Source organism: Sphingorhabdus sp. Alg239-R122 (genome assembly GCF_900537065.1).
Lineage (GTDB): Bacteria > Pseudomonadota > Alphaproteobacteria > Sphingomonadales > Sphingomonadaceae > Alg239-R122.
Genome location: NZ_UNRC01000008.1, coordinates 16,713 through 40,258, shown reverse-complemented (window position 1 = coordinate 40,258; position 23,546 = coordinate 16,713). Strand labels below are relative to the sequence as shown.

The following is a 23,546-nucleotide window of genomic DNA, read 5'->3' as shown; positions in this document are numbered from 1 at the left end:
AGTGCATTTTTGCCACACAATATTATGATGATGCATCTTACCGACCTTGTCTCATCAAAGGCCTACACACAAAGGATCAGACCGACATGAAAGCAACCATATGGCACAACCCGAAATGCGGCACTTCCCGCAAAACACTGGCGATATTGAAAGAAACCGACGGCGTCGAAGTTGAGGTGATCGAATATCTCAAAAACCCGCCGACGCGCGATAAACTGGCACAGCTGTACAGCGATGCAGGTATTTCACCGAAAGAAGGATTGCGTGTGCGTGGCTCTCCTGCCGAAGAACTGGGCCTGACAGCGGACAATGCAACTGATGACCAGATACTGGATGCCATGGCAAAAGAGCCCATCCTGATCAACCGCCCGCTGGTGGAAACCGAAAAGGGCGTCGCGCTTTGCCGCCCGCAGGAAACAGTTCACACGCTGCTTTGATGTTGATGATAAAGGCTTAACCCCATGCGCACATTCATCAAATGGCTACTCATAGCCCTTGCCGTGGCTGTTATCAGCCTTGCGATCTGGGGCTATGCGCCAGACCGCGACCCTGAGGAGTTGCGCGCCGAATATGGGCAGCAGCCATCGCAATATGTCAAACTGCCCAGCGGGCAGAATATCCACCTGCGCGATGAAGGGCCCAAAAACGCGCCCGCCATATTATTGCTCCACGGGTCAAGCTCTTCCCTGCATACTTGGCAGGAATGGACTGAAAACCTGTCACGCGATTATCGTATCATTCGTTATGACCAGCCCGGCCATGGCCTGACCGGACCGCATGTCAGCAAGGATTATACTGCAAAAGGATATAGCGATACAGCAGCGGCCGTCATGCAATATCTGGATATTGATACATACGTTATTGCGGGCAACAGCATGGGCGGCTGGGTCGCGTGGAACCATACGCTGGCCTATCCAGATAATGTACGTGGACTGATTCTGGTCGATGCATCTGGCGCGCCGGATGCACAACCCAAAAAACTGCCAATCGGGTTCAGGCTAGCCAATAGCCGGGCCATGCGCCCGCTAATGAAAGTCTTCACCCCCCGCTCAATCATTAAGGCCAGCCTGGAAACATCTGTGGGTGACCCGTCCAGAATCACCAATGCACAGATCGACCGTTACTGGAACCTGATCAAATATCCGGGTAACCGCGAAGCCATAGGTGATCGCAGTGATGTGGCGAGGATAGCGGCAAAGCCCGAGCAAATGGCTGACATCAAGGTGCCGGCCCTTGTCATGTGGGGTGCAAAGGACACGCTTATCCCTGTACCGGCCGCAAAATGGTTTGATACGCATATTCAAGACAGCACTGCGATTATCTATGATGATCTGGGGCATATCCCTATGGAAGAAGATGGCGCGCGCACAGCGGTTGATGTAGGTAAATGGCTCTCGGATAATGGTCTTGCTGTGACTGCAGGCAATAATATGCAGAGCGCGAATTGAGCTCTCTCAAAGCCCAGTTGCAAATCAAATGTAACGCTGCTTAAAGACGCATATGGCAATAATTGCAGTATATAATGTGAAAAGCGGTACCGGCAAAACGGCAATGGCCGTTAACCTTGGCTGGTGCAGCGCGCAGATTTCCGAACGCAGAACGCTTTTATGGGATCTGGACCCACAGGAAGCAGCCAACGAAATAATTGGTGCGGGCCTGACTGTAAAAGAAGAAGCCAGCGCTTCATTCAGTGCCAAGCGCATTGATCCCGCCAAACTTGTGCGCACATCAACGGTCAGGGGGCTTGACCTGCTGGCAACGGACGCATCGCTCGATAATCTGGACCAGATCAAGTTCGACATGAACCGGAAAAAACGGCTTCATAAACTGGTGGATGCGCTGGAAGAATCCTATGCGCATATCATTCTCGATTGCCCGCCAGCTCTGACGGAAATGGGCACACAAATATTGCGTAGCGCACAAGTCATTATTGTACCGATTATTCCTTCACCGCGCTCCGAGCAGATATTATCTGAGGTGCAGGACTACCTGGGCGCGCAAACGGGACGTCATCCTCCTTTGCTGCCTGTGCATTCCATCGCCGATACCTCGCGTGATCAACACCGCGGCGCTCTGGAACGGAGCCCGAAATGGCCAGTGATCCCTATGTCCAGCGCACTGCAAAAAATGAGCTTTTACAAAAAACCTGTCATGGAATTTGAAGAAAGTGACCCGGCCAGTCTTGCCTATCGCAGTCTATGGAATGGAATTGAAAAAAAGCTGGCAGGCTAAAGCACTAACAACCGGTACTTAGAGCGACGGTGCAAATATCAAAGCGCCCGCGCACAGCATGCACAGTGACAGGCGAATGGCCGCAATCGCGTTGAGGCGGTCTGCGCGCAATATGATGACAGCTTTCTCCATTCTTCACGTGCTAGCCCCCATTTACCAACAAACCATTAATGTCTGCCTCCATTTTCCACAAAAAAGCGCAATCTATGGTAGCGCATCCCGCCGCCCTCCCCTAGATATCCCAATTGCAACTTGCCAGGCTGCCCGATTCTGACCATTGCAAAGCGTAAAGGAGCCATATCATGCGCATCGCCATCGCCTCCGACCATGCCGCCACCACGATGAAAGCGGAACTTGCCGCATGGCTGCGCGAACAGGGGCATGAGGTCACCGACCTTGGTCCCGGTGATACCACAAGTGTCGACTATCCCGATTATGGCTATAAACTGGCCGAGGCGATTGCGAATGGCAGTGCCGCAAAAGGTGTCGCCTTATGCGGCTCTGGCATCGGTATCTCCATTGCAGTAAACCGCAATCCCGCCTGCCGCGCAGCGCTTGTCTCGGACAATCTTTCCGCCCGCCTGTCGCGCGAACATAATGATGCCAATGTCATCGCCATGGGTGCACGGCTTGTTGGCATCGAAACGGCCAAAGATTGCATCAACGCCTTTCTTACTACCCAATTCGCAGGCGACCGCCACCAGCGGCGTGTCGACAAACTCTCCAAGCCTTGCCTGTAAGGAACCCCGCCATGACCAGTACAGTCTCATCACATGACAATATCCGCTCTTCCGGCTTTTTTAACGAAGGCGTCGCCAAAACTGACCCTGCCATTGCAGCTGCCATCAGCAAAGAACTGAAGCGTGAGCAGAAACAAATCGAACTCATCGCATCGGAAAATATCGTCTCTAAAGCCGTGCTTGAAGCACAAGGCAGCGTCTTCACGAACAAATATGCTGAAGGTTATCCTGGACGCCGCTATTATCAGGGTTGCGCGCCCTCGGACGATGTCGAAAGCCTGGCCATAGCGCGCGCAAAACAATTATTTGACTGCTCCTATGCCAATGTGCAGCCGCATTCTGGCGCGCAGGCCAACGGGGCAGTGCTGCTTGCTCTCATTAAACCGGGTGACACGATCCTTGGCATGTCGCTTGACGCAGGCGGTCACCTTACACACGGCGCAAAGCCCGCGCTTTCGGGCAAATGGTTCAACGCAGTACAATATGGCGTGCGTGAAGAAGATCACCTGATCGATTATGAAGAAGTCGAACGACTAGCGCTCGAACATAAACCAGCGCTGATTATCGCAGGCGGCTCAGCCTATCCGCGTGTTATTGATTTCAAGCGTTTCCGTGAAATTGCCGATAAGGTCGGCGCGTATTTTCAGGTTGATATGGCGCATTTCGCCGGACTGGTGGCGAGTGGCCATCATCCCTCACCCTTCCCGCATGCGCACGTTGTAACCACCACTACGCACAAGACATTGCGCGGGCCGCGCGGCGGCATGATCCTGACGCAGGACGATGCACTCGGCAAGAAATTCAACTCTGCTGTTTTTCCGGGTTTGCAGGGCGGTCCGCTTATGCATGTTATCGCTGCCAAGGCTGTGGCCTTTGGTGAGGCCCTACAGCCCGAGTTCAAGGCCTATAGCGCCGCTGTCGTTGAGAATGCCAAAGTGCTCGCTGCCCGCCTGAAAGAACGCGGCGCGGACCTGGTGGCAGGAGGTACTGATACGCACCTCGCACTGGTCGACCTCCGCCCGCTGGGTGTGACCGGCAAGGATGCGGATGAAGCGCTCGAACGCGCGGGTATCACCTGCAACAAGAACGGGATCCCGTTCGATCCGCTACCGCCCATGAAAACCAGCGGCATCCGGATCGGTTCACCCGCCGGCACTACGCGTGGTTTCGGTCCCGCAGAATTCCAACAGATCGGTGACATGATTGCCGATGTACTGGAAGGTTTGCGCGATAAAGGCGAAAATGGCGATCCGGCAGTTGAAGCGGATGTTAGAAAGCGTGTAGAAGTTTTGTGTGACCGTTTTCCAATATATTCAGAAGGTGCCTGATAGATGCGTTGTCCTTTTTGCGCCGATGATAACAGTCAGGTAAAAGACAGCCGTCCAACCGAAGACAGCACCGCCATACGCCGTCGTCGCCAGTGCGAGGGTTGTGGCGCACGCTTTACCACCTTTGAGCGTATTCAGCTGCGTGACCTGACCGTTGTCAAAAGCGAAAATCGCCGCGAACCGTTCGACCGTGCAAAGCTTGAAAAATCAGTGCAGATCGCCTGTCAGAAACGCGATATTGAACAGGAACGTATCGACCGTCTTGTCTCTGGTATCCAGCGCCAGATAGAAACCAGCGGCGAAAGCGAGATACAGGCGCAAAAACTGGGTGAAATGGTGATGGAAGGGCTGCGCCAACTCGACAGTGTTGCTTATATCCGTTTTGCATCTGTTTACCGCGACTTCAACGAAGCGCGTGATTTTGAGGAATTTGCCAGCAACGTGAAAGACATGGGCGGCAAGTGACAGATACACGTGCGCCAATCATCGTGCTGGTGCGTCCGCAGCTGGGCGAAAATATTGGTAAAGCAGCACGCGCAATGCTCAATTTTGGCCTCACAGAAATGCGGTTGGTCAGCCCGCGTGATGGCTGGCCCAACCCGGATGCCGGCCCCTCCGCATCCGGTGCAGATATCGTTCTGGAAAAAGCGAAGGTTTTTGAAACCACCGCAGATGCCGTTGCAGATTGCGCCCATGTCTATGCCACAACCGTGCGCAAACGCGGTGTAACCAAACCTGTAGTGACCCCTGCTATCGCCGCACAGGAAACAGTTGCAGTGCAAGGCCGGACCGCCATATTGTTCGGGCCGGAACGTTCGGGACTGGAAACCGATGATGTGGCCTTGGCACGCAAAATTATCACCGTGCCTATCAATCCCGAATTCGGATCGCTCAACTTGGCGCAGGCCGTAATTTTATGCGCCTATGAATGGTCGAAACAGGCTGACGGACTTGCCAGTCCAACCGAATCTGATGCCGGATTGCCCGCACCGCAAGCAGAGCTTGATGCAATGATTGCGCATTTATACGCGTTGCTGGAAGCACGAGGATATTTTTTCCCTGAAGACCGGGTTCCAGCCACTAAACGCAACCTGCGGACATTGCTTACACAACCGGGCTGGAATAGCGGCCAAGTCAAAACATTGCGCGGCGTATTAGCGGCCTTCGAAAAACGCGAAGATTTCAGGAAATAGGCTGCCTATTTGCGCAGTGCATCCCATTTCTCAAGCTCATAGGCTATGGATGTCTCGACAAGTTTGTCCCAGAACTCATCGATAAAACCAATCGGTACACCCGCGGCCCATGCAGTTTTTTTTGCATTTTCAATAACTGCGGCCTTACGCTTTTCATCGCGAACCGTATCACGGTCCTGCTTGATACGCGCTGCGGCCTCCATATAACCGAAACGTGTGCCGAGAAGGGTGATAAGGTCGCGGTCAACGCTATCTACACCTGTGCGGACTTCAGACATTGTTTGACAGGTTTCGGGTGATTTCGGTGTCTTGCTCATATTGCGCCTATTAATCAGCAAAACCATGCAAGTCGAGCATTTCCGAAATATCCTGGAAAATGGCAATATTCTCACAAATATGGTTGACTCTGGCCTTAGTAAACGTCATAGGCCGCACTTCGTAAATTGGCTCCACATCCCGGTGAAGTGGTAGCCGCGCTGGATAACTAAGGTTCAGCGGTGCGAATCCGGGATTATAAAGAACAGCAAATTGAAAGGACATGTAACGTGTCAAAACGTAAGTCATCCAAATATAAACTCGACCGCCGTATGGGCGAAAACATCTGGGGCCGTCCAAAGTCACCTGTGAACCGCCGCGAATATGGTCCCGGTCAGCATGGCCAGCGCCGCAAGAGCAAGCTTAGCGACTTTGGTATCCAGCTGCGTGCCAAACAGAAGCTTAAAGGCTATTATGGCGATGTGACGGAAAAACAGTTCCGTCGTGCTTATGCAGAAGCTGCGAAAATGAAAGGCGATACAGGTATGAACCTGATCGGCATTCTGGAACAGCGTCTGGACATGGTTGTGTACCGTGCTAAATTTGCACCGACAATTTTTGCTGCACGTCAGATTGTCAGCCACGGCCACATCCGTGTGAACGGTGTGAAATGTAACATTGCATCACGCCGCATCAAACCAGGTGACGTCGTGTCACTAGGCGAAAAAGCACAGGAAATGGCTTTGGTTATCGAAGCGCAAAGCCTCGCAGAGCGCGACATCCCTGAATATGTTGCTCCCGATGGTACCGACAAAGTGACTTTCACCCGCGTACCTACGCTGGACGAAGTTCCTTATCCGGTGAAAATGGAACCCAATCTGGTCGTCGAATTCTATTCACGCTAACAGGTTTCAAAACATGCAGATACGAAAAAGGCGGCCCGATCGGAGCCGCCTTTTTTGATTCTACTTACCCGCTACCAGTGCACTGAACGCCAACTCAGGCACAGTATGTTATTCTGCTTCGTGGAAGAACAGTGCCTGTGAGATCGCCGCACGCACCGTGTTACGATGGAACGGTTTGGTAATCAGAAATGCAGGTTCAGGGCGCTCCCCGGTAAGCAGCCTTTCCGGAAAAGCCGTGATAAAGATAACCGGCACGTCATAACCCGCAAGGATATCAGAAACCGCATCAATACCGCTACTGTCATCAGCAAGCTGAATATCGGCCAGGATCAGTCCAGGCTTATCAGCCTTTGCCTGCTCCACGGCTTCATCGCGGGTAACGGCAATGCCCGTTACATCATGTCCCAGATCGCGCACAATAGTCTCGATATCCATGGCGATGATCGGCTCATCCTCGATAATCAGGACGCGCGCGCGAATCTGGTTGTCAATTTCCGCAATGGCATTGTCGATATGCATCGCCACATCATTCTCGCTCATATCCATGAGATATGCAGTGTCCGTATTTGAAAACCCTTCCATTGATGTCAGCAACAATGCCTGACGGGACAGTGACGGGATTTTGCTCAGGCGCTGATCGGCAATCTCGTCGCCATCAGCCTCGCTGCCATTTTCCTGTACATCATGTGTGGATTGCCAGATCGCCTGGAAAGTCCGGTACAGGCCGAGCTTTGCATCAACATCCTCGGGAAACTCCTCAGGCGCAGCAATAATAGCTTCCAATGCGGAGCGTACATAAGCGTCTCCAGTCCCTTGATCTCCTGCCAAAGCGCGGCTGTAGCGCCGCAGATAGGGTAGATGTGGTGCAAGTGATTGTCCAAGCGACATAGCGTTTTCCTCTGCCATATTGATTTTATAAAGGATTGGCATCACCCGGCTAAATGTCAATGACCTGAGTGATACACCATAAAATAAAGATAGCAGGGAACATTCCCAAATATGGACCGTTTGTTAACATATGTTGTTTTTAACAACTTCAATGCTATCTAGTCTGCCTAGTTCCCACAAAGGATTATAGCAGCAGGGATCGGTACGAAGTTTTGAGAGATTTGTTTTGAGCCATAAATTCGACAATAAAAATGGCCAGTCGAAGAAAGCACCGCGCCAGGTTAGCGGCGACGAAAGCACCTGCGCGAAGCCGTCTGGTGACTGTGACAAATCTGAAGTCATTGGTGACGCACTCAAAACATTTTACCAAAATACACTCGACGAAGCGGTTCCTGATGATTTTCAGGACCTTCTCGACAAGTTGAACTGAACAGAACGTCCAAGTTGGAAAGGATCTGCAAATCCGCATGGCTGATCCGCATGATAATACCCAGCTAGAATATGGTCTTTTACGGCGCCTTGCACATTCCACCAGCTATCGTCTGCTAGCGATCTTGATCGTGGCGCTGTTACCACTTGCATTGCTGGCCACCTACGCAGCGCAACAGGTATCTGAAAATGCAGCTGATGATCGCACACGCCTGATTGCGGATACGATTGAGGAAAGTGCAGATCGGCTGAACAGTTCCATATCCAATGACATGTCGGTCATCATGTCTTATGCAGACCGTATTGCCCTTGGTGAAGACGCTACGCTGATATGTCCTCTTGCCCAGCGCCGTTTTACGGGACTAAGCGGCCCGACCGGCGCTCTTATCTATGCAGGTATAGGCAATGATAGCGGACCGATATGTGAGCTTGGATCAATCACGCCTGGCTTTCGGCAGATCATGACAACTGCGTTTTCGGTGGATACCATGCTGCTTCCCGACAATAATGGCCTGTTGGTGCAGCAGCCGGGGCGTAATACATTTACCCGTATTATTGCCTATTATCCTCCGGAAAATCTCCTGAAAATCGCTGACCCAGTAGACCAGCTTCCCATGTCGGAACTCATTCTGTCAGATGAAAAAGAACAGCTGCATCTCACCACCTTGCCTGAGAAACTGAAACGCAATCTTGATGGAGCAATCTCTGCCGAAAATGGTGTTGCAGGGTTGAACCTAGGCTTGAATATTGCGCGGCCAAAAGCCACTCCGCCGGAGTTCCTGAATCTCGCCATTCCCTTTGTTATGATGATTGCCGCCGCCTTGATCGGTTGGTGGGTGGTGAACCGTATGGTCATGCGCCCCATGTCGCAGCTCCGGCGAAAAATGACACGTTATTCAATCGGCGATGAACTGAAACCGCTGCAGCGACAGCCGCTCGATGCCGCCGAAATACAGGACCTCGACAATGTTTTCCTAAACCTGACCCGAAGCGTTGCCGACGACAAACAGGAAATTGATCGCAGTCTGAAACAGCAGGTCGCCCTTACCCGGGAGGTTCATCACCGCGTCAAGAATAACCTGCAGATCGTTGCCAGCCTGATAAGCCTGCATGCCCGCACGGCCGAAACACCCACCGCCGCGCACGCCTATGCTTCGATCCAGCGCCGCGTAGAAGCCCTGTCAGTCGTGCACCGCAACCATCATGCGGATGGGGAACAGAATAGAGGCATAGACCTGCGCTCGCTTATCAACGAGATACTGAACAGCTTTCGGACTGCCGATGATAGCTGTGATTTTACCCGTAATGCTCAGGTGTCGGTTGAAAATGCCAGTGTATCGCAGGACACCGCCATGCCTGTAGCGTTCCTTCTCACCGAAATACTGGAATTGCTGCAAATTTCGCGCAGTTGTCAGGAAATCCATATCGGCCTTGGCGCTGCGGATGATAACGGCAAGGCGACTTTGACTATTACATCGCGGGCTCTCAAGCAAAATCCCGAATTTGACGCCCTGATGGCAGACGGAATCGACCGCGTTATCATGGGCCTGTCGCGTCAACTACGATCTGAACTGGTCCGCGATGAAGAAGCCGGTACCATGGAGATTGATATTCCCGTCATGTAGGCAAAACAGCGCCCATGGATCACACAAGATAGCCTTTAGCAGCCGTAACCACTACGGAAATCACGGGCGAACCCTGCAAAATCACTTTTGCGTATAGCCTCGCGCATGGTTGCCATCAGTTGTTGGTAGAACCAGATATTATGCTCGGTCATCAGCATAGCCCCCAGCATTTCTTTCGAACGGACCAGATGGTGCAGATAGGCGCGAGAATAGGTGCAACACACCGGACAGGCGCATTTGCTATCCAAAGGCTCCTGATCCTCGGCGAATTTCGCGTTGCGGATATTCAGTGGCCCGCCCCACGTAAATGCCTGCCCATTGCGTCCCGAGCGCGATGGCAGCACGCAATCAAACATGTCCACACCGCGCTCTACCGCACCCACCAGATCATCTGGCTTACCGACACCCATCAGGTAGCGGGGCCGATCATCGGGAAGCTGACTTGGTGCGTAATCAAGCACGCCGAACATGGCTTCCTGCCCTTCCCCGACAGCGAGACCCCCAATCGCATATCCGTCAAACCCGATATCGGCCAGCGCATCCGCCGATACCTGTCTCAGTCTTTCATCAAGTGACCCCTGCTGGATACCGAACAACGCCGCACGTGGTGCATGTTCTTCACCGCGGTCAAACCCGTCACGCGAACGCTGCGCCCAGCGCATTGACCGTTCCATGGATGCCGCCGCCTCGTCATGACTGGCCCCGTTGGGTGTGCATTCATCAAACGCCATCACAATATCGCTGCCGAGCAGTCTTTGTATCTCCATAGAGCGTTCGGGTGTCAGCATATGGCGCGAACCATCCAGGTGACTTTTAAATTCAACGCCATCTTCTGACATTTTGGTAAGGCCTGACAGGCTCATCACCTGATAACCGCCGCTGTCGGTCAGTATCGGCCGGCCCCAATTCATAAAATCATGCAACCCGCCTAGACGTGCCATACGTTCCGCACCCGGGCGCAGCATCAGGTGATAGGTGTTGCCTAATATGATATCCGCACCGCTAGCACGCACATCGGGTGTCTTCATGGCCTTGACCGTGGCCGCAGTCCCGACCGGCATGAAGGCTGGTGTACGGATGTCGCCGCGCTGCATACGCAGCACACCCGTGCGTGCCTTGCCATCGCGCGCGTGGATGTCGAACTGGAATCGCGGAGTTGTGTCGGTCATATGGTCACGCGCTTTAGCGGCATTATATGGCCGATACAATCGTATAAGCGCGGGGAGTGTGAGGAACCTCGTGTTGACCGCGCTCCTGCGATATGTCACACAATGCACACGGCGGCAGGGAACCACCAACCGGGCCATATAGGTCAAATGTGACGGAGATTAAGATATGAAAACTTCAAAAATGGGCGGTATCGCTGCTTCTATGATTGCTGCAGCTTCGCTGGCTGCATGTTCGGGTGCCGAAGCACCAGCAGAAACAGCAGAAACAGGCGCAACGGAAGGCGTGGAAACCGCATCTGCAGACGCCGGTGACAAGGTAAAATGCTATGGCGTGTCCCTGGCCGGTAAAAATGACTGTGCAGCTGGTCCTGGCACAACATGCGCAGGCACATCGACAGTCGACTATCAGGGCAATGCCTGGAAATATGTTGATGGCGGTGAAGAGTCATGTGGCGAAATGGGCGGTACGCTTACCGAACAGGACAATAATGACCAAGGTCTACCAGCCTAAGTCATTAATAGATAATCGTATAAAAGGCGGCCTTGCACGGCCGCCTTTTTTATGGCCACAGCCCTTAAATTATGAGAATGGGTTGAGCATGCATCCTTCCATCTCCCGTCCTTCACTTGCCGCCGCACTTTTGACGGGTGCCGCTCTAGCCGCCTGCGGCGAGAACAGTGGAGAAGAGGCTATGGTCGAAATGCCCGCGCGTGAAAAATGCTATGGTATTGCCCTGGCAGGCCAAAATGACTGTGCCAATGGTCCCGGCACAGTTAATTGTGCCGGGACGTCGCGCATTGATTATCAGAGTAATGCCTGGAAAGCAGTGGATACAGGCGCTTGCGATCCATTGGGAGGCACACTTGAAATGACAGGCGAAAACCTCCCGGATGATGATATGTGAGCACCTTCCTGCCGTCACCGCATAGCAGAAACCCCGCCGCCATGGGCGGGGTTTGAGCAATGAAAACAATTTCATTCAGGACTATAGGTCAGGTCCGGACGTGATCTTGTATATTCAGTGGCAAAATATTCAGGAGTGGCAATAGCAAGATATTTTCCGAATAGTTCGCCCATGGCTGCGTTTCCCTCAAATAGCTTGTTCTCTGCCGCTTCCTGCTGTGCAAGTTCTAGGCGGTCTTTCCCATAATTGATAATGTAGAAAGTACCGCCATCGACACCCAGCGCGCCTTGATACACATTGTAACCATGGCTAAAGCCGGATTTCGCAAACAAGGCTTTATAGTCCTTTAGCACGTTTTCCATTTCATCGACTTTGCCTACGGCAACCTTGAACTCGGAAATCGCCATAGCGCCAAAATTTTCTGTCATGCCATCAATCATGTGTGATGCATCTGCATTATGTCGCACCATGAATGAGCGTAGGTTGGCAATGCCCGACATGTAGCCGCGCAGGTGGTTTTTAAATGCATCGCCGCCGCCATTATATACCTCGCCGCGTGCTGCAAACATTTTATCCAGGTCAGAAAAATTCTCCAGCGGGCTAACCTGAGTAATACGATTGGCCGAACTTGAAGCCCATATCGGATAGGCGTAACCCTGTTCTTTCGCTATTTTCATCATGCCTTTCCAGTGTTCGACTGTTTCGGCACTTTTCGCTGGCTCAAGCTCCACTTCAGTTATCATGAACATCTGCCCGGCCTGCGCATAGGCCCCATGCGGCAGTGCCAGTGTAAATAACGCCATGGCACACAGTATTGATTTAAAATATCTAGTCATAATCTGCCCCTTAGTTTGTAAAAAACAGTGGCGGATATTGCCGGCAACCAGCCCTCCGCTTTTAATAATGACGACCCTGATATACACGCTAATACGCCGATTTACATGTTGAGTCGAATCAAATATTTTATTATATTTTAAGAAATTGAAATTTAATTACATAATCTATTTGCAATATAAATAAATATACAGCGAATGATTGCCAGCCTATATTCAAAACTTGGCGGTTGCGGGGAGCAGCAAACTACTATCTCCGTAACTGTAAAAGCGATACCCGCCCTCGATCGCATGGGCATAAGCATCCAGCATCACTTCGCGCGTCATAAGCGCACTAACCAGCATGAATAATGTCGACTTGGGCAGATGAAAGTTGGTCATCAGGCCATCCACGGCGCGAAAACTATAACCAGGTGTGATAAAGATATCGGTATCACCTTCATAAGCCTGGATAATGCCATCAGCTGACGTAGCGCTTTCCAGCAGGCGCAACACGGTCGTACCAACCGCAATCACTCGCTTGCCGTTGGTACGCACCGCATTGAGCCGCTGTGCGACATCCGCTTCAATCCTGCCCCATTCGCTGTGCATCTGATGCGCGTCTGTATCATCGGCTTTGATTGGCATGAACGTTCCTGCGCCCACATGCAACGTCAGCATTTCATGGCCTATGCCCTGCGCATCAAGCCGCGCCATGAGGTGATCGGTGAAATGGAGCGCGGCAGTTGGGGCTGCTACGGCGCCTTTCTCACGCGCGAACCGCGTCTGGTAATCGTCTGCATCCTTTTCATCGACATCACGCTTGCTGGCAATATAGGGCGGGAGCGGCATCGTACCTGCGCGCTCCAATAATAGTTCCACGGGCTCCTCACCGGCAAAGGCGAAAATAAAACTGCCATCGGCCAGTCGTTCTTCAGCTATGGCCTCTACGCTTTCGCCAAAGTCGACAGTGTCGCCAATTTTCAGGCGTTTTGCATTCCGCACAAATGCCTGCCAACGGCGTAGATCTATGCGCTTGTGCAGGGTCGCGCCTATGGTGGCGTTGCCGCGCCTGCCGGTAAGTTGCGCAGGAATAACGCGTGTATCGTTGAACACCAGTACATCGCCAGGTTCGAGTATATCAGGCAGATCGAGTACTGTTCTGTCAGTCATTCCCCCGCTGCCGTGAACGCACAGCATTTTTGCCGCATCACGCGGACTAACAGGGCGCAGAGCTATATTTTCCTGCGGCAGGTCAAAATCGAAAAGGTCTGTTCTCATGACGCAAGCGGCTTAGCGCGGCACTGACGCCGGCGAAAGACGGAATGTAAGATTATCGCCGGATAATAGTTACTGTGTCTGCAGCGGTGCATTCAGTTCATCAATGCTGACATTATCCTCAGGCTGTGGGACAGGCGCATTGAAATTGGGCAATGGTTTATTATCAACGGCAATCGATGCCTGAAGAATGCGGGTCGGGTTTGCGGGCGGTTCGCCACGCACAATCGTATCCACATATTGCATGCCAGACGTTACACGGCCAAAATTGGTGTAATTATTGTCTAATGAAAAACGCGGATAGAAAACAATGAAAAACTGGCTATTGGCACTGTTTGGTTCATTAGTACGTGCCATGGAAACACTGCCGCGCAGGTGCGGGACTCTATTAAACTCCGCTTCCAGGTCGGGCAGGTTTGACCCACCCTGCCCGGTGCCCGTCGGATCACCTGTCTGCGCCATGAAACCTTCGATCACGCGGTGGAAAACAATACCATCGTAAAAACCCTGCCGCACAAGTGTCTTGATGCGTTCAACATGCGTGGGGGCCCATTCCGGCACCAGCTTTATTGTGACACGGCCACCGGTGGAAAGGTCAAGATAAAGCATGTTTTCAAGCGGATCGACTTCAGCTGCGGTTGCAGGCGCTGCAGGTGCATCGGTATCCTGTGCATGGGCCGCGGACAGCGCGAAGGGTAGCATCGCAAAAACTGCCAGTGATTTGAAAATCGACCGAAAAAACATGTATCTCAACTCCAAATATTGTGCCGCGCTTATCTGCGCGGTGCGATCAAAATGCAACAGGCATTTCAATATTCCAAACCTGCAAAGCCAAGCTCGGGAAAATCATACCTGCATATCTAATGCCGCCATCCTGTCGCGGACATGAACCGGCATAACAGCCACATAGCGGGCATAACTCTTGCTAATCGCCCTTCATGCCCAGTTTATTTACGCGATCATTAACCTCTGCGCGTACATCATCGGTCACGAATTTGTGTATATCTCCGCCATAGAGTGCGATTTCCTTTACAAGCCGGGAGGCAATCGGTTGCAGACAGACATCCGCCATCAAAAACACTGTTTCAATCCGGTCATTGAGCTGCTGGTTCATACCCGCCATTTGATACTCATATTCAAAATCGGCAACCGCGCGCAGCCCGCGCACGATCATGTTCGCGCCCTCACGCTCGGCAAAATCCATGAGCAACGAATTGAACCCCACGACCTTGATATCACCTGCAAGGCCCGCGACTTCACGTTTCACCATGTCGATACGTTCATCATCGCTGAACATGGGCGATTTGCTGGGATTGGTGGTGACACCAATAATCAACTGATCCACCAGCTTTGCACCGCGCCGAATGATATCCATATGCCCCAGGGTTATGGGGTCAAAGGTTCCGGGATAAACGCCTATTCTCATCGTGTCGTCCATTTCGATAATTTGGCATGTCCGGGGGATATCCTCTCGATAAACACACCCTCTATACCGTTTTCATGGTTACAATTCATTTTTGGCCAGCCCCCATCACAATCAAGCCCATCACGCGTAGCAATGGCAGAAAATGCACGTATCAGGCATTCATCAGGGGCTTTTAGCCGGAAATGGATGTAACCTGCAAATATTCCGCCGCCGGAATCGCGCGATGTGAATTCAACTTTGCTAGTTGCGCAAATTTTTTCAGTCCGGTCAATACCGGTGACTTCGAACATATGCGCTTCAGTGGGATCTTCGCCGCACGCGGCAAGGCTGAATGCCAATGTCAAAACAGCCATCGGCACAGCACTCTTCAACGGTCGCGTTCCACAATGTAACGGGCAAGCGCGCGCAGCAAATCAGCTTCTTCACCATAGCCAGAAAGATGGCCAATCGATTGCTCCACCAGCATGTGTGCCTGCTGCCGTGCCTTTTCAACGCCCATTAGCGACAGGAACGTTTCTTTGCCCGCATCAGCATCTTTGTGCAGCTGTTTACCGGCCAATTCCTCATCGCCTTCAACATCAAGAAGATCGTCGGCAATCTGAAAAGCCAGGCCAATATCGCGGGCATAACCACGCAGCGCCATGCGTCCTTCTGGAGCAATTCGCGCCAATATTGCACCCATTTCAACAGCAGAGGCAATCAACGCCCCGGTCTTAAGCTGCTGCAACCGCGTCACGGTAGGCAGGTCAAACCTGCTGTGTTCCGCTTCCAGGTCCATCATCTGCCCGCCAGCCATCCCGTGTGGACCGCTTGCCTGTGCCAGCGCCGCGATCAGTTCGGAGCGAACATAGGCGTCACCATGTGTTTTCGGATCAGCCAATATTTCAAAAGCAAGCGCATGCAGCGAGTCCCCTGCCAGCACGGCAATGGCCTCGCTATAGGCAATGTGTACCGTCGGTTTGCCGCGGCGCAGATCATCATCATCCATGCATGGCAAATCATCATGGATCAAAGAATAGACATGAATAGCCTCAATCGCTGTTGCCACACGTACTGAAACCGCGCGATCAACCCCGTGCATGTCCGCAACCCCTGTCAGCAATAATGGCCGGACCCGCTTTCCGCCACCAATGGCGGCATGTCGCATCGCTTCGAACAGCCGCTTGCGTGGGTCATCAGGCGTAGCAAGTGCACTCGCAAAACATAGGTCGACCTCTTTGGCAACATCAGCAAAGGCCGATTGCAAAAGGGTCATATCCGTTTCAGCGATGCGCATGATTATTCAGTATCGAAAGGTTGCGTTCCGGTAGCTTTCCCATCGCTACCAGCAGCTATTTTTTCAATCCGTGCCTGTGCTGCCTCCAACCGTTTTTGGCAATGCGCACGCAGCGCATCGCCTCGCGCATACAGGTCGATGGAGCTATCCAGCGGAACATCTCCGCTTTCAAGTTTGCGGACGATATCTTCAAGCTGCTTCAGCGCATCCTCAAAACTCAGCGATGCAAGGTTCCCGGGTGTCTGTTGTTCTGGTGTGTCGCTCATGACATTAGCAATGGCGACACGCAGGCCCATGGTCAAGGCGCAAGACATGAAATTATGGCTGAAACAGATGGTCTCATGACCTCTCGCTATTTCTGTAACTGCCACTAAACTAGCAGAGTTCGGGAAGGAGTCGCCCCATGTTTATTGGTCATTTCGCACCTGCATTTATCGCTGCTGCACATGTCAGGAATACTTCGAAGACCAATGCGCCGGGTCTAGGCACATTTTTCGTGGCAGCCCAGCTGGTCGATTTCGGTTTTTTCGCCTTCACCCTGCTTGGCATAGAGAAAATGCGCATTACCCCTGGTATCAGCGCCATGAACTCCATGGACCTGTATCATATGCCTTATACGCACAGTCTGCTTGGCACTTTGCTTTGGGGCGCAGTTTTTGCGGTGCTTGTCTATCTGGCAACCCGGCATAAAACAGCATCAATATGGGCCGGGCTTATCGTACTCAGCCACTGGTTTATCGATCTGCTGGTGCATATTCCCGACCTGACTCTCGCAGGCGGCGGTGACAAAATTGGTCTGGGCCTTTGGGACTGTCCACGGATTGCAATTCCGCTTGAACTGGCGTTGATTGGTGGTGCCATTTTCTATTATATCAAACTGACCGGACAAAAACGTGGAACAGGCCGGTGGCGGCTACGTTTGCTCATTACCGCCTTGCTGGCTGTGCAGCTGTTCAACTGGTTTGCAGAGCCGCCTGTCCAGTTTGGCGCAGACATGGCAGTCACTGCGCTGGCTGCATTTGCGGTTCTTGCCCTTTTGGCGGCATGGACGGGCAAAAGCAGGGTACACAGAAACAGGGGAATAATGTGACCAAATATCTCATTGCCTATTTCGCCGTTGCCATCGCATTTGGCATTCTTGATTCAATCTGGCTCAGCAAAATGGGTCCCAATCTTTACCGGCCGATACTCGGCGACCTGCTTGCCGACCAGTTTCGTATTATTCCCGCCGCAATATTCTATGTCCTTTATATCGCGGGCATCGTGATTTTTGCTGTGCATCCTGCTTTTCGATCGGGTGAATGGGTGACAGCGCTGATCTATGGCGGACTGCTGGGCTTTTTCTGTTACGCGACCTATGATCTTACCAATTATGCGACGCTGAAGACATGGAGCACAAAAATCACCGTGCTTGACATTATCTGGGGCACTTTTGCCACCGGAACGGCGGCGGCGATTGGCACATGGGTTACAATGAAAGTATCTGCGGCAGCGGCCTAGCCTGCGGCCAGGATTTCCTCGACAAAGTCCAGCCGGTCCTGGCCAAAGAAAAATTCGTCGCCGATAGACATTGTGGGTGCACCAAATACGCCGCGTTTCACGGCGACTTCGGTATTCTCAATCAATTTTGACTTCATATCCGTGCTTTGCGCCAGATCCAGCAATCGCTGCGCATCTATCCCCGCCGCGGCAATGATTTCGCCAGCCACGACGGGATCGCCCATGTTTTTCTGGCCTGCCCAGATCGCATCAAACACGGCGGCGGCATACGCATCAAAGCACCCCATGTCCTGGGCCGCAACGGCACCGCGCATCAATGCCAACGTATTGATCGGGAAGAACGGGTTGCCGTTCATTTCCACACCGTAACGCCTCGCAAAGCGCGGCATGTCATGTTTCAGCATATAGGCGCCCTTGGCGGGCACCATGACCGGGCTGCTATTGCCTGTCGCCTTGAACACCCCGCCTAGCAGGATCGGCACATAGCTGATCCGCGCGTCATATGTATCAGCGAGTTGCAGCAACCGCTTATAGGCCAGGTAGGAAGTCGGGCTGCCAAAATCGAACAGGAACTCGATAGTCTTTGTCATATGGAAAACTCCTGCCTCACCATGTCTCCTTCCATGGACGCACGTCAATTTCATGCGTCCATGCGCTGCGTGGTTGTTCATGCAGCATGACATAGTTTGCCGCCAGCGCATCAGGGCCTACTACTGCATCCTCTGCCTTGCGCGCTTCATAGTCGGGCAGCATTTCGGATATCCATGCCGTATCGACCGCTGCATCAATCACCACATGAGCGACATGGATGTTTTGCGGTCCCAGCTCGCGCGCCATGCTCTGTGCCCAGGCGCGCAGGCCGTGCTTGGCGCTGGCAAAGGCGCCAAAGCCCGCACTGCCCCGAACGCTTGCCGTGGCTCCAGTGAACAGGATCGACCCCGCCCCGCGCGGCACCATGTATTTCGCCGCCTCGCGGCCGGTCAGGAAACCGGCATAACAGGCCATTTCCCATATCTTGCGAAATTTGCGGGCATCGGTGTCGGCCACTTTCATCGGCACATTGGCCCCCACGTTGAATATGACGGCGTCCAGCGGCGCGATATCAAGCTCAATCTTTGCAAACAGGTCAGCAACCTGCTCTTCATCGCGCGCGTCACAGCCGAACCCATGGGCATTTCCGCCTGCACCCTGGATCTGTTCCAGAATGGGGGCCAGTTTTTCACCGTCCCGCCTTGCGCCGCACACAATATAACCCTTGGCGGCAAAGGCCCGCATGATCGCGCTGCCGATCGCATCGCCCGCGCCCATTACCAGGATCGCCCTGTCACGCGCACCCCTGTCACGCGCGCTATTGTCACCTGCCGCCATGTCCAACCTCCATGCAAATTAAGTTGCATATTAAAACTATATTTGCAGCTTCTGTCAAGTTCGAGATAGATTCAGCGCTTTGTGGCAATTGCCCTCTAGCCCAATTGTGGCGGCTTCGCTAAAGCATCGGGCATGACAGCCCAGACCTTAGAATCACCCGATCAGATAACCCCCGAAGTCGTCGAACAGCACGGCCTGTCGCCAGAGGAATATGAACGGATACTGGCTGCGATGGGCCGTACGCCCAATCTGGTCGAACTCGGCATATTTTCGGTCATGTGGTCGGAGCATTGCAGTTACAAATCTTCGCGCCTGCACCTGAAAAAACTACCCACAACAGGACCGCAGGTGATTTGCGGGCCCGGCGAAAATGCGGGCGTCGTCGATATTGGTGACGGACCGGATGGAACAAAGCTGGCGGCGATCTTCAAGATGGAAAGCCACAACCACCCTAGCTATATCGAACCCTATCAGGGCGCGGCGACCGGCGTGGGCGGTATCCTCCGCGATGTATTCACCATGGGCGCGCGGCCTGTGGCGAATATGAACGCGCTGCGTTTCGGGCGGCCTGAGCACCCCAAGATGAAGCATTTGGTCAAGGGCGTGGTCGCGGGTATTGGCGGCTATGGCAATTGTGTCGGCGTGCCAACTGTGGGCGGCGAAACCAATTTTGACGAGGCCTATGATGGCAATATCATCGTCAATGCGATGACCGTCGGCATCGCAGATCAGGGCAAGATTTTCTATTCCGCAGCCAGCGGCGTCGGCAACCCGATTGTCTATGTCGGCAGCAAAACCGGCCGCGATGGTATCCACGGCGCTACCATGGCCAGCGCCGATTTTGACGACGAGATTGAGGAAAAGCGCCCGACCGTGCAGGTCGGCGATCCATTTACAGAAAAACTGCTGATTGAGGCGTGCCTGGAACTAATGGCGTCAGACGCAATTGTCGCGATCCAGGACATGGGTGCGGCCGGCCTGACCAGCTCCAGCGTCGAAATGGCAACCAATGGTGAAGTCGGCATCGTGCTCGACATGGACAAGGTGCCGTGCCGCGAAGAAGGTATGACGCCGTACGAAATGATGCTGAGCGAGAGCCAGGAACGCATGCTGATGGTGCTCAAACCCGGGCGTGAGGAAATGGCCGAAGCGATTTTCACAAAATGGGAACTCGATTTCGCGGTCATTGGCAAAGTCACCGACACCAAGCGTATGGTGCTCACTTTTGGCGGTGAGACGGTGTGCGATATCCCGCTCGGCCCACTTGCCAGCGACGCACCGCTTTATGACCGTCCGCATCTATCGCGCGAGGAGTATAAGGCGCATGTAGATATCAAGCCGCTGGGCGACATTCCCGAAAGCACCGATATCGGTGCAGACCTGCTCAAGCTGATGGCCAGCCCCGCGCTAGCCAGCCGCAAATGGATCTGGGAACAATATGACAGCCAGGTGATGGGCGACACTGCACAGAAATCAGGCGGCGACGCGGCGGTTGTGCGCGTGCACGGCACAAACAAGGGTCTTGCCATCTCCACCGACTGCACCCCGCGCTATGTCTATGCCGATCCGTATGAAGGCGGCAAACAGGCCATTGCCGAATGTTACCGCAACCTGACCGCAGTGGGCGCAAAACCATTGGCCACCACTGACTGCATGAATTTCGGCAACCCGCAAAAACCGCATATCATGGGCCAATTTGTACACTCGATTGAGGGCATGGCAGAGGCGTGCAAAGCGCTCGACATGCCGATCGTCAGCGGCAATGTGAGCCTGTACAATGAGACCAAGGCCGATGACGGATCAAGCAAAGCAATCCTGCCGACACCCGCAATTGGCGGGATTGGGTTGATTGAAGACATCGATAAAATGATGACGATCGGGTTTAAGGATGAAGGCGACAAAATCTGGCTGCTAGGTGGTGAAGATTCCTGTCTGGATCAGACGGTCTGGCTACGTGAATGCCATGACCGCAAGGACGGCGCTGCCCCCGCCATTGACCTGGCAACCGAGCTGAAAAATGGGAATGCAGTCCGCGCGCTTATAGCATCAGACAAGGTCAAGGCAGTGCATGATGTCAGCGACGGCGGGCTGCTTGTTGCGCTCACTGAAATGGCGCTGGCAGGCAATATGGGATGCAAGCTGGATGTGGCACTTTCGACAGCCGCTGCCTTTGGTGAAGATCAGGGGCGTTACGCGATTGTAACGGATAAGGATGAAAGCATCGAGAATGCGGTGCTACTCGGTACGGTTGGCGGCAGCAGCGTAGCAGATGTATCACTCACCGACCTCCGCGCTGCACATAAGAGTTTCTTTAAGGACTGGATGGGGGACTAAGAGACCCCTCCGACCCGCTGCGCGGGCCACCTCCCCATTGCTTTGCAACAGGGAGGATCAAATACCAAATCCTCCCTGCGGCAAGGCCGTGGGGAGGGGAACCGTTTTGCGACAGCAAAATGGTGGAGGGGCAAATGGCAAAATCGACAACAGGCAGAACTGTGCGCAAAGCCCGCAGGCTCCGCCGCGAAATGACGTTGCCTGAGGTGCTGCTATGGCAAATCCTGCGCACAAAACCCATGGGCATAAAATTCCGTCGGCAACACCCTGTCGGCCCATATATTCTCGATTTCTATTGTCCTTCTGCCAAGCTTGCTATCGAGATTGACGGTATTGTGCACGATATGGGCAGGCAGCCGGAATATGATGCAAGCCGGGATGCATTTCTTACAGAACAGAATATCGAGACAATCCGTATTGCAGCAAAAGATGTTCTGGATAATCCTGAGGAAGTGGCAGATAGAATTGTGCGGTATGCTGAAACGAAGTTATAAAGCCCCTCCACCATCCTGCGGATGGTCCCCCTCCCCACGGCTACGCCGCAGGGAGGATTGGTAATGCCTACCGGATATTCCGCCACGCCGCTTGCGAAGAAGCTGACCTTGAAAGAAGGCATGCGGGTGTGGTTTGCGGATATGCCGCAGAGCGTGCGGGCCGAAATTGACGGTTATGGCCTAACGCTGCTGGAAGAGAACGCGCCGACACAAGGCATGAATGCCGCGCATATTTTCGTAAAAGAACGTAGCATTCTGGAAGCGCACCTTACGGCCCTGCGCACCCTTATCGATCCCGCCGGGCAGGTCTGGGTCAGCTGGCCGAAAAAGGCATCAAAAGTCCCAACCGACATTACTGAAGACACAATCCGTGCAATCTGCCTGCCCATGGGCTTTGTCGATATCAAGGTATGCGCGGTGGACGCGATCTGGTCCGGCCTGAAACTCGTGATCCGCAAAGAGCTGCGCTAGTGCAGGAAGCTAGGCCGCAAGTGCCTCACCCAACAGATGATTGGCATCCAGGCCTGCCTCGTCATAGCTCTTGAGAATTGCCTGATAGGTATCCGGACTGTTGATGCCAAGCTTTGCCCGCACGTCTTCCAGCGGCAGAGGCAACAGCTCCACAATATCCTGATGCCCGATTTTCTGAGCCAGCTTGCCATGGCGCTGCCCTTCGCGGATCGCCCTGAAAATCGGCGTATCTTTCGGCGCTACCCTGCGCTCCTCAAACGCGCCCAGCCATGCGATGAACAGGAAACCCAGGCTCTTGTTCTGCGCATAGGAAAAGGCGAGCAGCGCCAGTTCACCCAGTGGGTCACGGCCATAGCCGGTGATGATATGGAACATGTCATGCGTGTCGCGCATGCGGTTGTTATACCATTCAAGCTGGTCATCATATTGCGTCACCTTCGCCGCAAAACTTTTCTGTTCAGCGACGAGGCCAGCTGCGCTCAGTCCCTCACGCTCCATGAAGTCGGCATAGGCATGCGCCAGCGAACCCGCCGGCATTTTGCGCAGCACATCATGGTCATCCAGCAGGTTGGGCAAATACTCCCCGCTTTCGCGCAGGCGCTTGGCCAGCGGTGTTTTCAGGAACGCCCCCGCTTCCTTCACATAACGTTTGCCGCGCAAGTAATTGGTGACATGGAACACCTGCTCCGTATCTTCCTTGTCCGCCACCAGCTTGCGGAAATGCTGGAACGCCTTGACAGGGCGTAGCCGTGCGCCGGGACGGTCGGGGTGGATCAGGGGAAGGTCGGTCATGTTACTCTTGGCCTTATATGCAGGAATAAATTCGGGGCGATTGATGCAATTCTTGGTTGAAGCATCATTACTTACAATAGTGTTAATAAGAAGGTTATGCAGATATTTCAAGTCAAAAAATACTGT

General features: G+C 53.3%; 30 protein-coding genes. 17 read left to right on the top strand and 13 right to left on the bottom strand.

The annotated features are described in order from the left end of the window. Positions 1-86 precede the first annotated feature (86 nt). From arsC to G6Q15_RS09270, 7 genes are all read left to right on the top strand, one after another. Entirely contained in the window at positions 87-437 is a 351-nt protein-coding gene (arsC, locus tag G6Q15_RS09300) for an arsenate reductase (glutaredoxin) (protein WP_164118061.1), read from the top strand. Positions 438-461: 24 nt separating this feature from the next. Then, the gene (locus G6Q15_RS09295) at positions 462-1,448 is read left to right on the top strand and encodes an alpha/beta hydrolase (protein ID WP_164118059.1); all 987 of its coding nucleotides are present in this window, start codon (positions 462-464) and stop codon (positions 1,446-1,448) included. A 52-nt stretch (positions 1,449-1,500) separates the two neighbouring features. Then, positions 1,501-2,232: a ParA family protein gene (locus G6Q15_RS09290; RefSeq protein WP_164118058.1), complete on the top strand. Its 732-nt coding sequence runs from the start codon at positions 1,501-1,503 to the stop codon at positions 2,230-2,232. A 302-nt stretch (positions 2,233-2,534) separates the two neighbouring features. Continuing rightward, on the top strand, positions 2,535-2,972 hold the full coding sequence (gene rpiB / locus G6Q15_RS09285; RefSeq protein WP_164118056.1) for a ribose 5-phosphate isomerase B: 438 nt from the start codon (positions 2,535-2,537) through the stop codon (positions 2,970-2,972). Between the two features lie 11 nt (positions 2,973-2,983). After that, positions 2,984-4,300 (top strand): serine hydroxymethyltransferase, encoded by a 1,317-nt coding sequence (glyA, locus tag G6Q15_RS09280; RefSeq protein ID WP_164118053.1) that lies wholly within the window; start codon positions 2,984-2,986, stop codon positions 4,298-4,300. A gap of 3 nt (positions 4,301-4,303) precedes the next feature. Next, positions 4,304-4,765, top strand: a complete 462-nt coding sequence (nrdR, locus tag G6Q15_RS09275) for a transcriptional regulator NrdR (protein WP_164118051.1) — start codon at positions 4,304-4,306, stop codon at positions 4,763-4,765. Continuing rightward, positions 4,762-5,493 carry an RNA methyltransferase gene (locus tag G6Q15_RS09270; protein WP_164118049.1) on the top strand — a complete coding sequence of 244 codons (732 nt, stop codon included), beginning with the start codon at positions 4,762-4,764 and terminating at the stop codon, positions 5,491-5,493. The genes nrdR and G6Q15_RS09270 overlap by 4 nt, the downstream gene beginning before the upstream one ends. A 5-nt stretch (positions 5,494-5,498) precedes the next feature. On the opposite strand, the gene G6Q15_RS09265 is transcribed toward G6Q15_RS09270, so the two are convergent. Beyond that, positions 5,499-5,810 (bottom strand): chorismate mutase, encoded by a 312-nt coding sequence (locus tag G6Q15_RS09265; RefSeq protein WP_164118047.1) that lies wholly within the window; start codon positions 5,808-5,810, stop codon positions 5,499-5,501. A 228-nt stretch (positions 5,811-6,038) separates the two neighbouring features. Between G6Q15_RS09265 and rpsD the strand changes: the two genes are divergently transcribed. Beyond that, positions 6,039-6,653: a 30S ribosomal protein S4 gene (gene rpsD / locus G6Q15_RS09260; RefSeq protein ID WP_164118045.1), complete on the top strand. Its 615-nt coding sequence runs from the start codon at positions 6,039-6,041 to the stop codon at positions 6,651-6,653. 108 nt (positions 6,654-6,761) lie between these two features. Here rpsD and G6Q15_RS09255 read toward each other — a convergent pair whose 3' ends face one another. Continuing rightward, positions 6,762-7,541 (bottom strand): response regulator, encoded by a 780-nt coding sequence (locus G6Q15_RS09255; protein ID WP_164118184.1) that lies wholly within the window; start codon positions 7,539-7,541, stop codon positions 6,762-6,764. A 226-nt stretch (positions 7,542-7,767) separates the two neighbouring features. Here G6Q15_RS09255 and G6Q15_RS09250 point away from each other — a divergent pair, with 226 nt between their 5' ends. Both G6Q15_RS09250 and G6Q15_RS09245 read left to right on the top strand, forming a co-directional pair. Further along, on the top strand, positions 7,768-7,971 hold the full coding sequence (locus G6Q15_RS09250) for a NepR family anti-sigma factor (protein ID WP_164118043.1): 204 nt from the start codon (positions 7,768-7,770) through the stop codon (positions 7,969-7,971). Positions 7,972-8,008: 37 nt separating this feature from the next. Continuing rightward, positions 8,009-9,595: a sensor histidine kinase gene (locus G6Q15_RS09245; protein ID WP_164118040.1), complete on the top strand. Its 1,587-nt coding sequence runs from the start codon at positions 8,009-8,011 to the stop codon at positions 9,593-9,595. Positions 9,596-9,630: 35 nt separating this feature from the next. On the opposite strand, the gene tgt is transcribed toward G6Q15_RS09245, so the two are convergent. Next, on the bottom strand, positions 9,631-10,764 hold the full coding sequence (gene tgt, locus G6Q15_RS09240; RefSeq protein ID WP_164118038.1) for a tRNA guanosine(34) transglycosylase Tgt: 1,134 nt from the start codon (positions 10,762-10,764) through the stop codon (positions 9,631-9,633). 166 nt (positions 10,765-10,930) lie between these two features. Between tgt and G6Q15_RS09235 the strand changes: the two genes are divergently transcribed. Both G6Q15_RS09235 and G6Q15_RS09230 read left to right on the top strand, forming a co-directional pair. Next, complete coding sequence (locus G6Q15_RS09235) at positions 10,931-11,275, top strand: DUF2282 domain-containing protein (protein ID WP_205518143.1); 345 nt, start codon at positions 10,931-10,933, stop codon at positions 11,273-11,275. A gap of 88 nt (positions 11,276-11,363) precedes the next feature. Further along, positions 11,364-11,669: a DUF2282 domain-containing protein gene (locus tag G6Q15_RS09230; protein ID WP_164118036.1), complete on the top strand. Its 306-nt coding sequence runs from the start codon at positions 11,364-11,366 to the stop codon at positions 11,667-11,669. A gap of 71 nt (positions 11,670-11,740) precedes the next feature. On the opposite strand, the gene G6Q15_RS09225 is transcribed toward G6Q15_RS09230, so the two are convergent. The 7 genes from G6Q15_RS09225 to G6Q15_RS09195 all read right to left on the bottom strand — a co-directional run bounded on the left by G6Q15_RS09225 (position 11,741) and on the right by G6Q15_RS09195 (position 16,727). After that, positions 11,741-12,505 carry a hypothetical protein gene (locus tag G6Q15_RS09225; RefSeq protein WP_164118034.1) on the bottom strand — a complete coding sequence of 255 codons (765 nt, stop codon included), beginning with the start codon at positions 12,503-12,505 and terminating at the stop codon, positions 11,741-11,743. A gap of 213 nt (positions 12,506-12,718) precedes the next feature. After that, positions 12,719-13,762, bottom strand: a complete 1,044-nt coding sequence (gene queA, locus G6Q15_RS09220; protein WP_164118032.1) for a tRNA preQ1(34) S-adenosylmethionine ribosyltransferase-isomerase QueA — start codon at positions 13,760-13,762, stop codon at positions 12,719-12,721. 69 nt (positions 13,763-13,831) lie between these two features. Next, the gene (locus G6Q15_RS09215; RefSeq protein ID WP_240330834.1) at positions 13,832-14,503 is read right to left on the bottom strand and encodes a peptidylprolyl isomerase; all 672 of its coding nucleotides are present in this window, start codon (positions 14,501-14,503) and stop codon (positions 13,832-13,834) included. Positions 14,504-14,684: 181 nt separating this feature from the next. Continuing rightward, entirely contained in the window at positions 14,685-15,185 is a 501-nt protein-coding gene (gene coaD / locus G6Q15_RS09210; protein WP_164118030.1) for a pantetheine-phosphate adenylyltransferase, read from the bottom strand. Further along, positions 15,182-15,538 (bottom strand): hypothetical protein, encoded by a 357-nt coding sequence (locus G6Q15_RS09205; RefSeq protein WP_164118028.1) that lies wholly within the window; start codon positions 15,536-15,538, stop codon positions 15,182-15,184. Before G6Q15_RS09205 ends, coaD begins: the two co-directional genes overlap by 4 nt. Before the next feature lie 14 nt (positions 15,539-15,552). Continuing rightward, entirely contained in the window at positions 15,553-16,440 is an 888-nt protein-coding gene (locus G6Q15_RS09200; RefSeq protein WP_240330833.1) for a farnesyl diphosphate synthase, read from the bottom strand. Positions 16,441-16,463: 23 nt separating this feature from the next. After that, on the bottom strand, positions 16,464-16,727 hold the full coding sequence (locus tag G6Q15_RS09195; protein ID WP_164118022.1) for an exodeoxyribonuclease VII small subunit: 264 nt from the start codon (positions 16,725-16,727) through the stop codon (positions 16,464-16,466). A 137-nt stretch (positions 16,728-16,864) separates the two neighbouring features. Between G6Q15_RS09195 and G6Q15_RS09190 the strand changes: the two genes are divergently transcribed. Both G6Q15_RS09190 and G6Q15_RS09185 read left to right on the top strand, forming a co-directional pair. Then, complete coding sequence (locus G6Q15_RS09190; protein WP_164118021.1) at positions 16,865-17,551, top strand: hypothetical protein; 687 nt, start codon at positions 16,865-16,867, stop codon at positions 17,549-17,551. Further along, the gene (locus G6Q15_RS09185) at positions 17,548-17,961 is read left to right on the top strand and encodes a DUF2177 family protein (protein ID WP_164118019.1); all 414 of its coding nucleotides are present in this window, start codon (positions 17,548-17,550) and stop codon (positions 17,959-17,961) included. Before G6Q15_RS09190 ends, G6Q15_RS09185 begins: the two co-directional genes overlap by 4 nt. Here G6Q15_RS09185 and G6Q15_RS09180 read toward each other — a convergent pair. Together G6Q15_RS09180 and G6Q15_RS09175 are read right to left on the bottom strand one after the other, a co-directional pair. Further along, positions 17,958-18,551: a 2-hydroxychromene-2-carboxylate isomerase gene (locus G6Q15_RS09180; protein ID WP_164118017.1), complete on the bottom strand. Its 594-nt coding sequence runs from the start codon at positions 18,549-18,551 to the stop codon at positions 17,958-17,960. The genes G6Q15_RS09185 and G6Q15_RS09180 overlap by 4 nt on opposite strands. A 16-nt stretch (positions 18,552-18,567) precedes the next feature. Further along, a complete protein-coding gene (locus G6Q15_RS09175) occupies positions 18,568-19,329 on the bottom strand; it encodes an SDR family NAD(P)-dependent oxidoreductase (protein ID WP_164118014.1) in 762 nt (253 codons plus the stop codon). A 132-nt stretch (positions 19,330-19,461) separates the two neighbouring features. On the opposite strand from G6Q15_RS09175, the gene purL reads away from it, so the two are divergent. From purL to G6Q15_RS09160, 3 genes are all read left to right on the top strand, one after another. Next, positions 19,462-21,663 carry a phosphoribosylformylglycinamidine synthase subunit PurL gene (gene purL, locus G6Q15_RS09170; RefSeq protein ID WP_164118012.1) on the top strand — a complete coding sequence of 734 codons (2,202 nt, stop codon included), beginning with the start codon at positions 19,462-19,464 and terminating at the stop codon, positions 21,661-21,663. Between the two features lie 134 nt (positions 21,664-21,797). After that, positions 21,798-22,157, top strand: coding sequence for an endonuclease domain-containing protein (locus tag G6Q15_RS09165; protein WP_164118010.1), 360 nt, complete (start codon positions 21,798-21,800; stop codon positions 22,155-22,157). A gap of 63 nt (positions 22,158-22,220) precedes the next feature. After that, a complete protein-coding gene (locus G6Q15_RS09160; protein WP_164118008.1) occupies positions 22,221-22,628 on the top strand; it encodes a hypothetical protein in 408 nt (135 codons plus the stop codon). Positions 22,629-22,637: 9 nt separating this feature from the next. Here G6Q15_RS09160 and G6Q15_RS09155 read toward each other — a convergent pair whose 3' ends face one another. Continuing rightward, complete coding sequence (locus G6Q15_RS09155) at positions 22,638-23,420, bottom strand: Coq4 family protein (protein WP_164118006.1); 783 nt, start codon at positions 23,418-23,420, stop codon at positions 22,638-22,640. Positions 23,421-23,546: the final 126 nt, after the last annotated feature.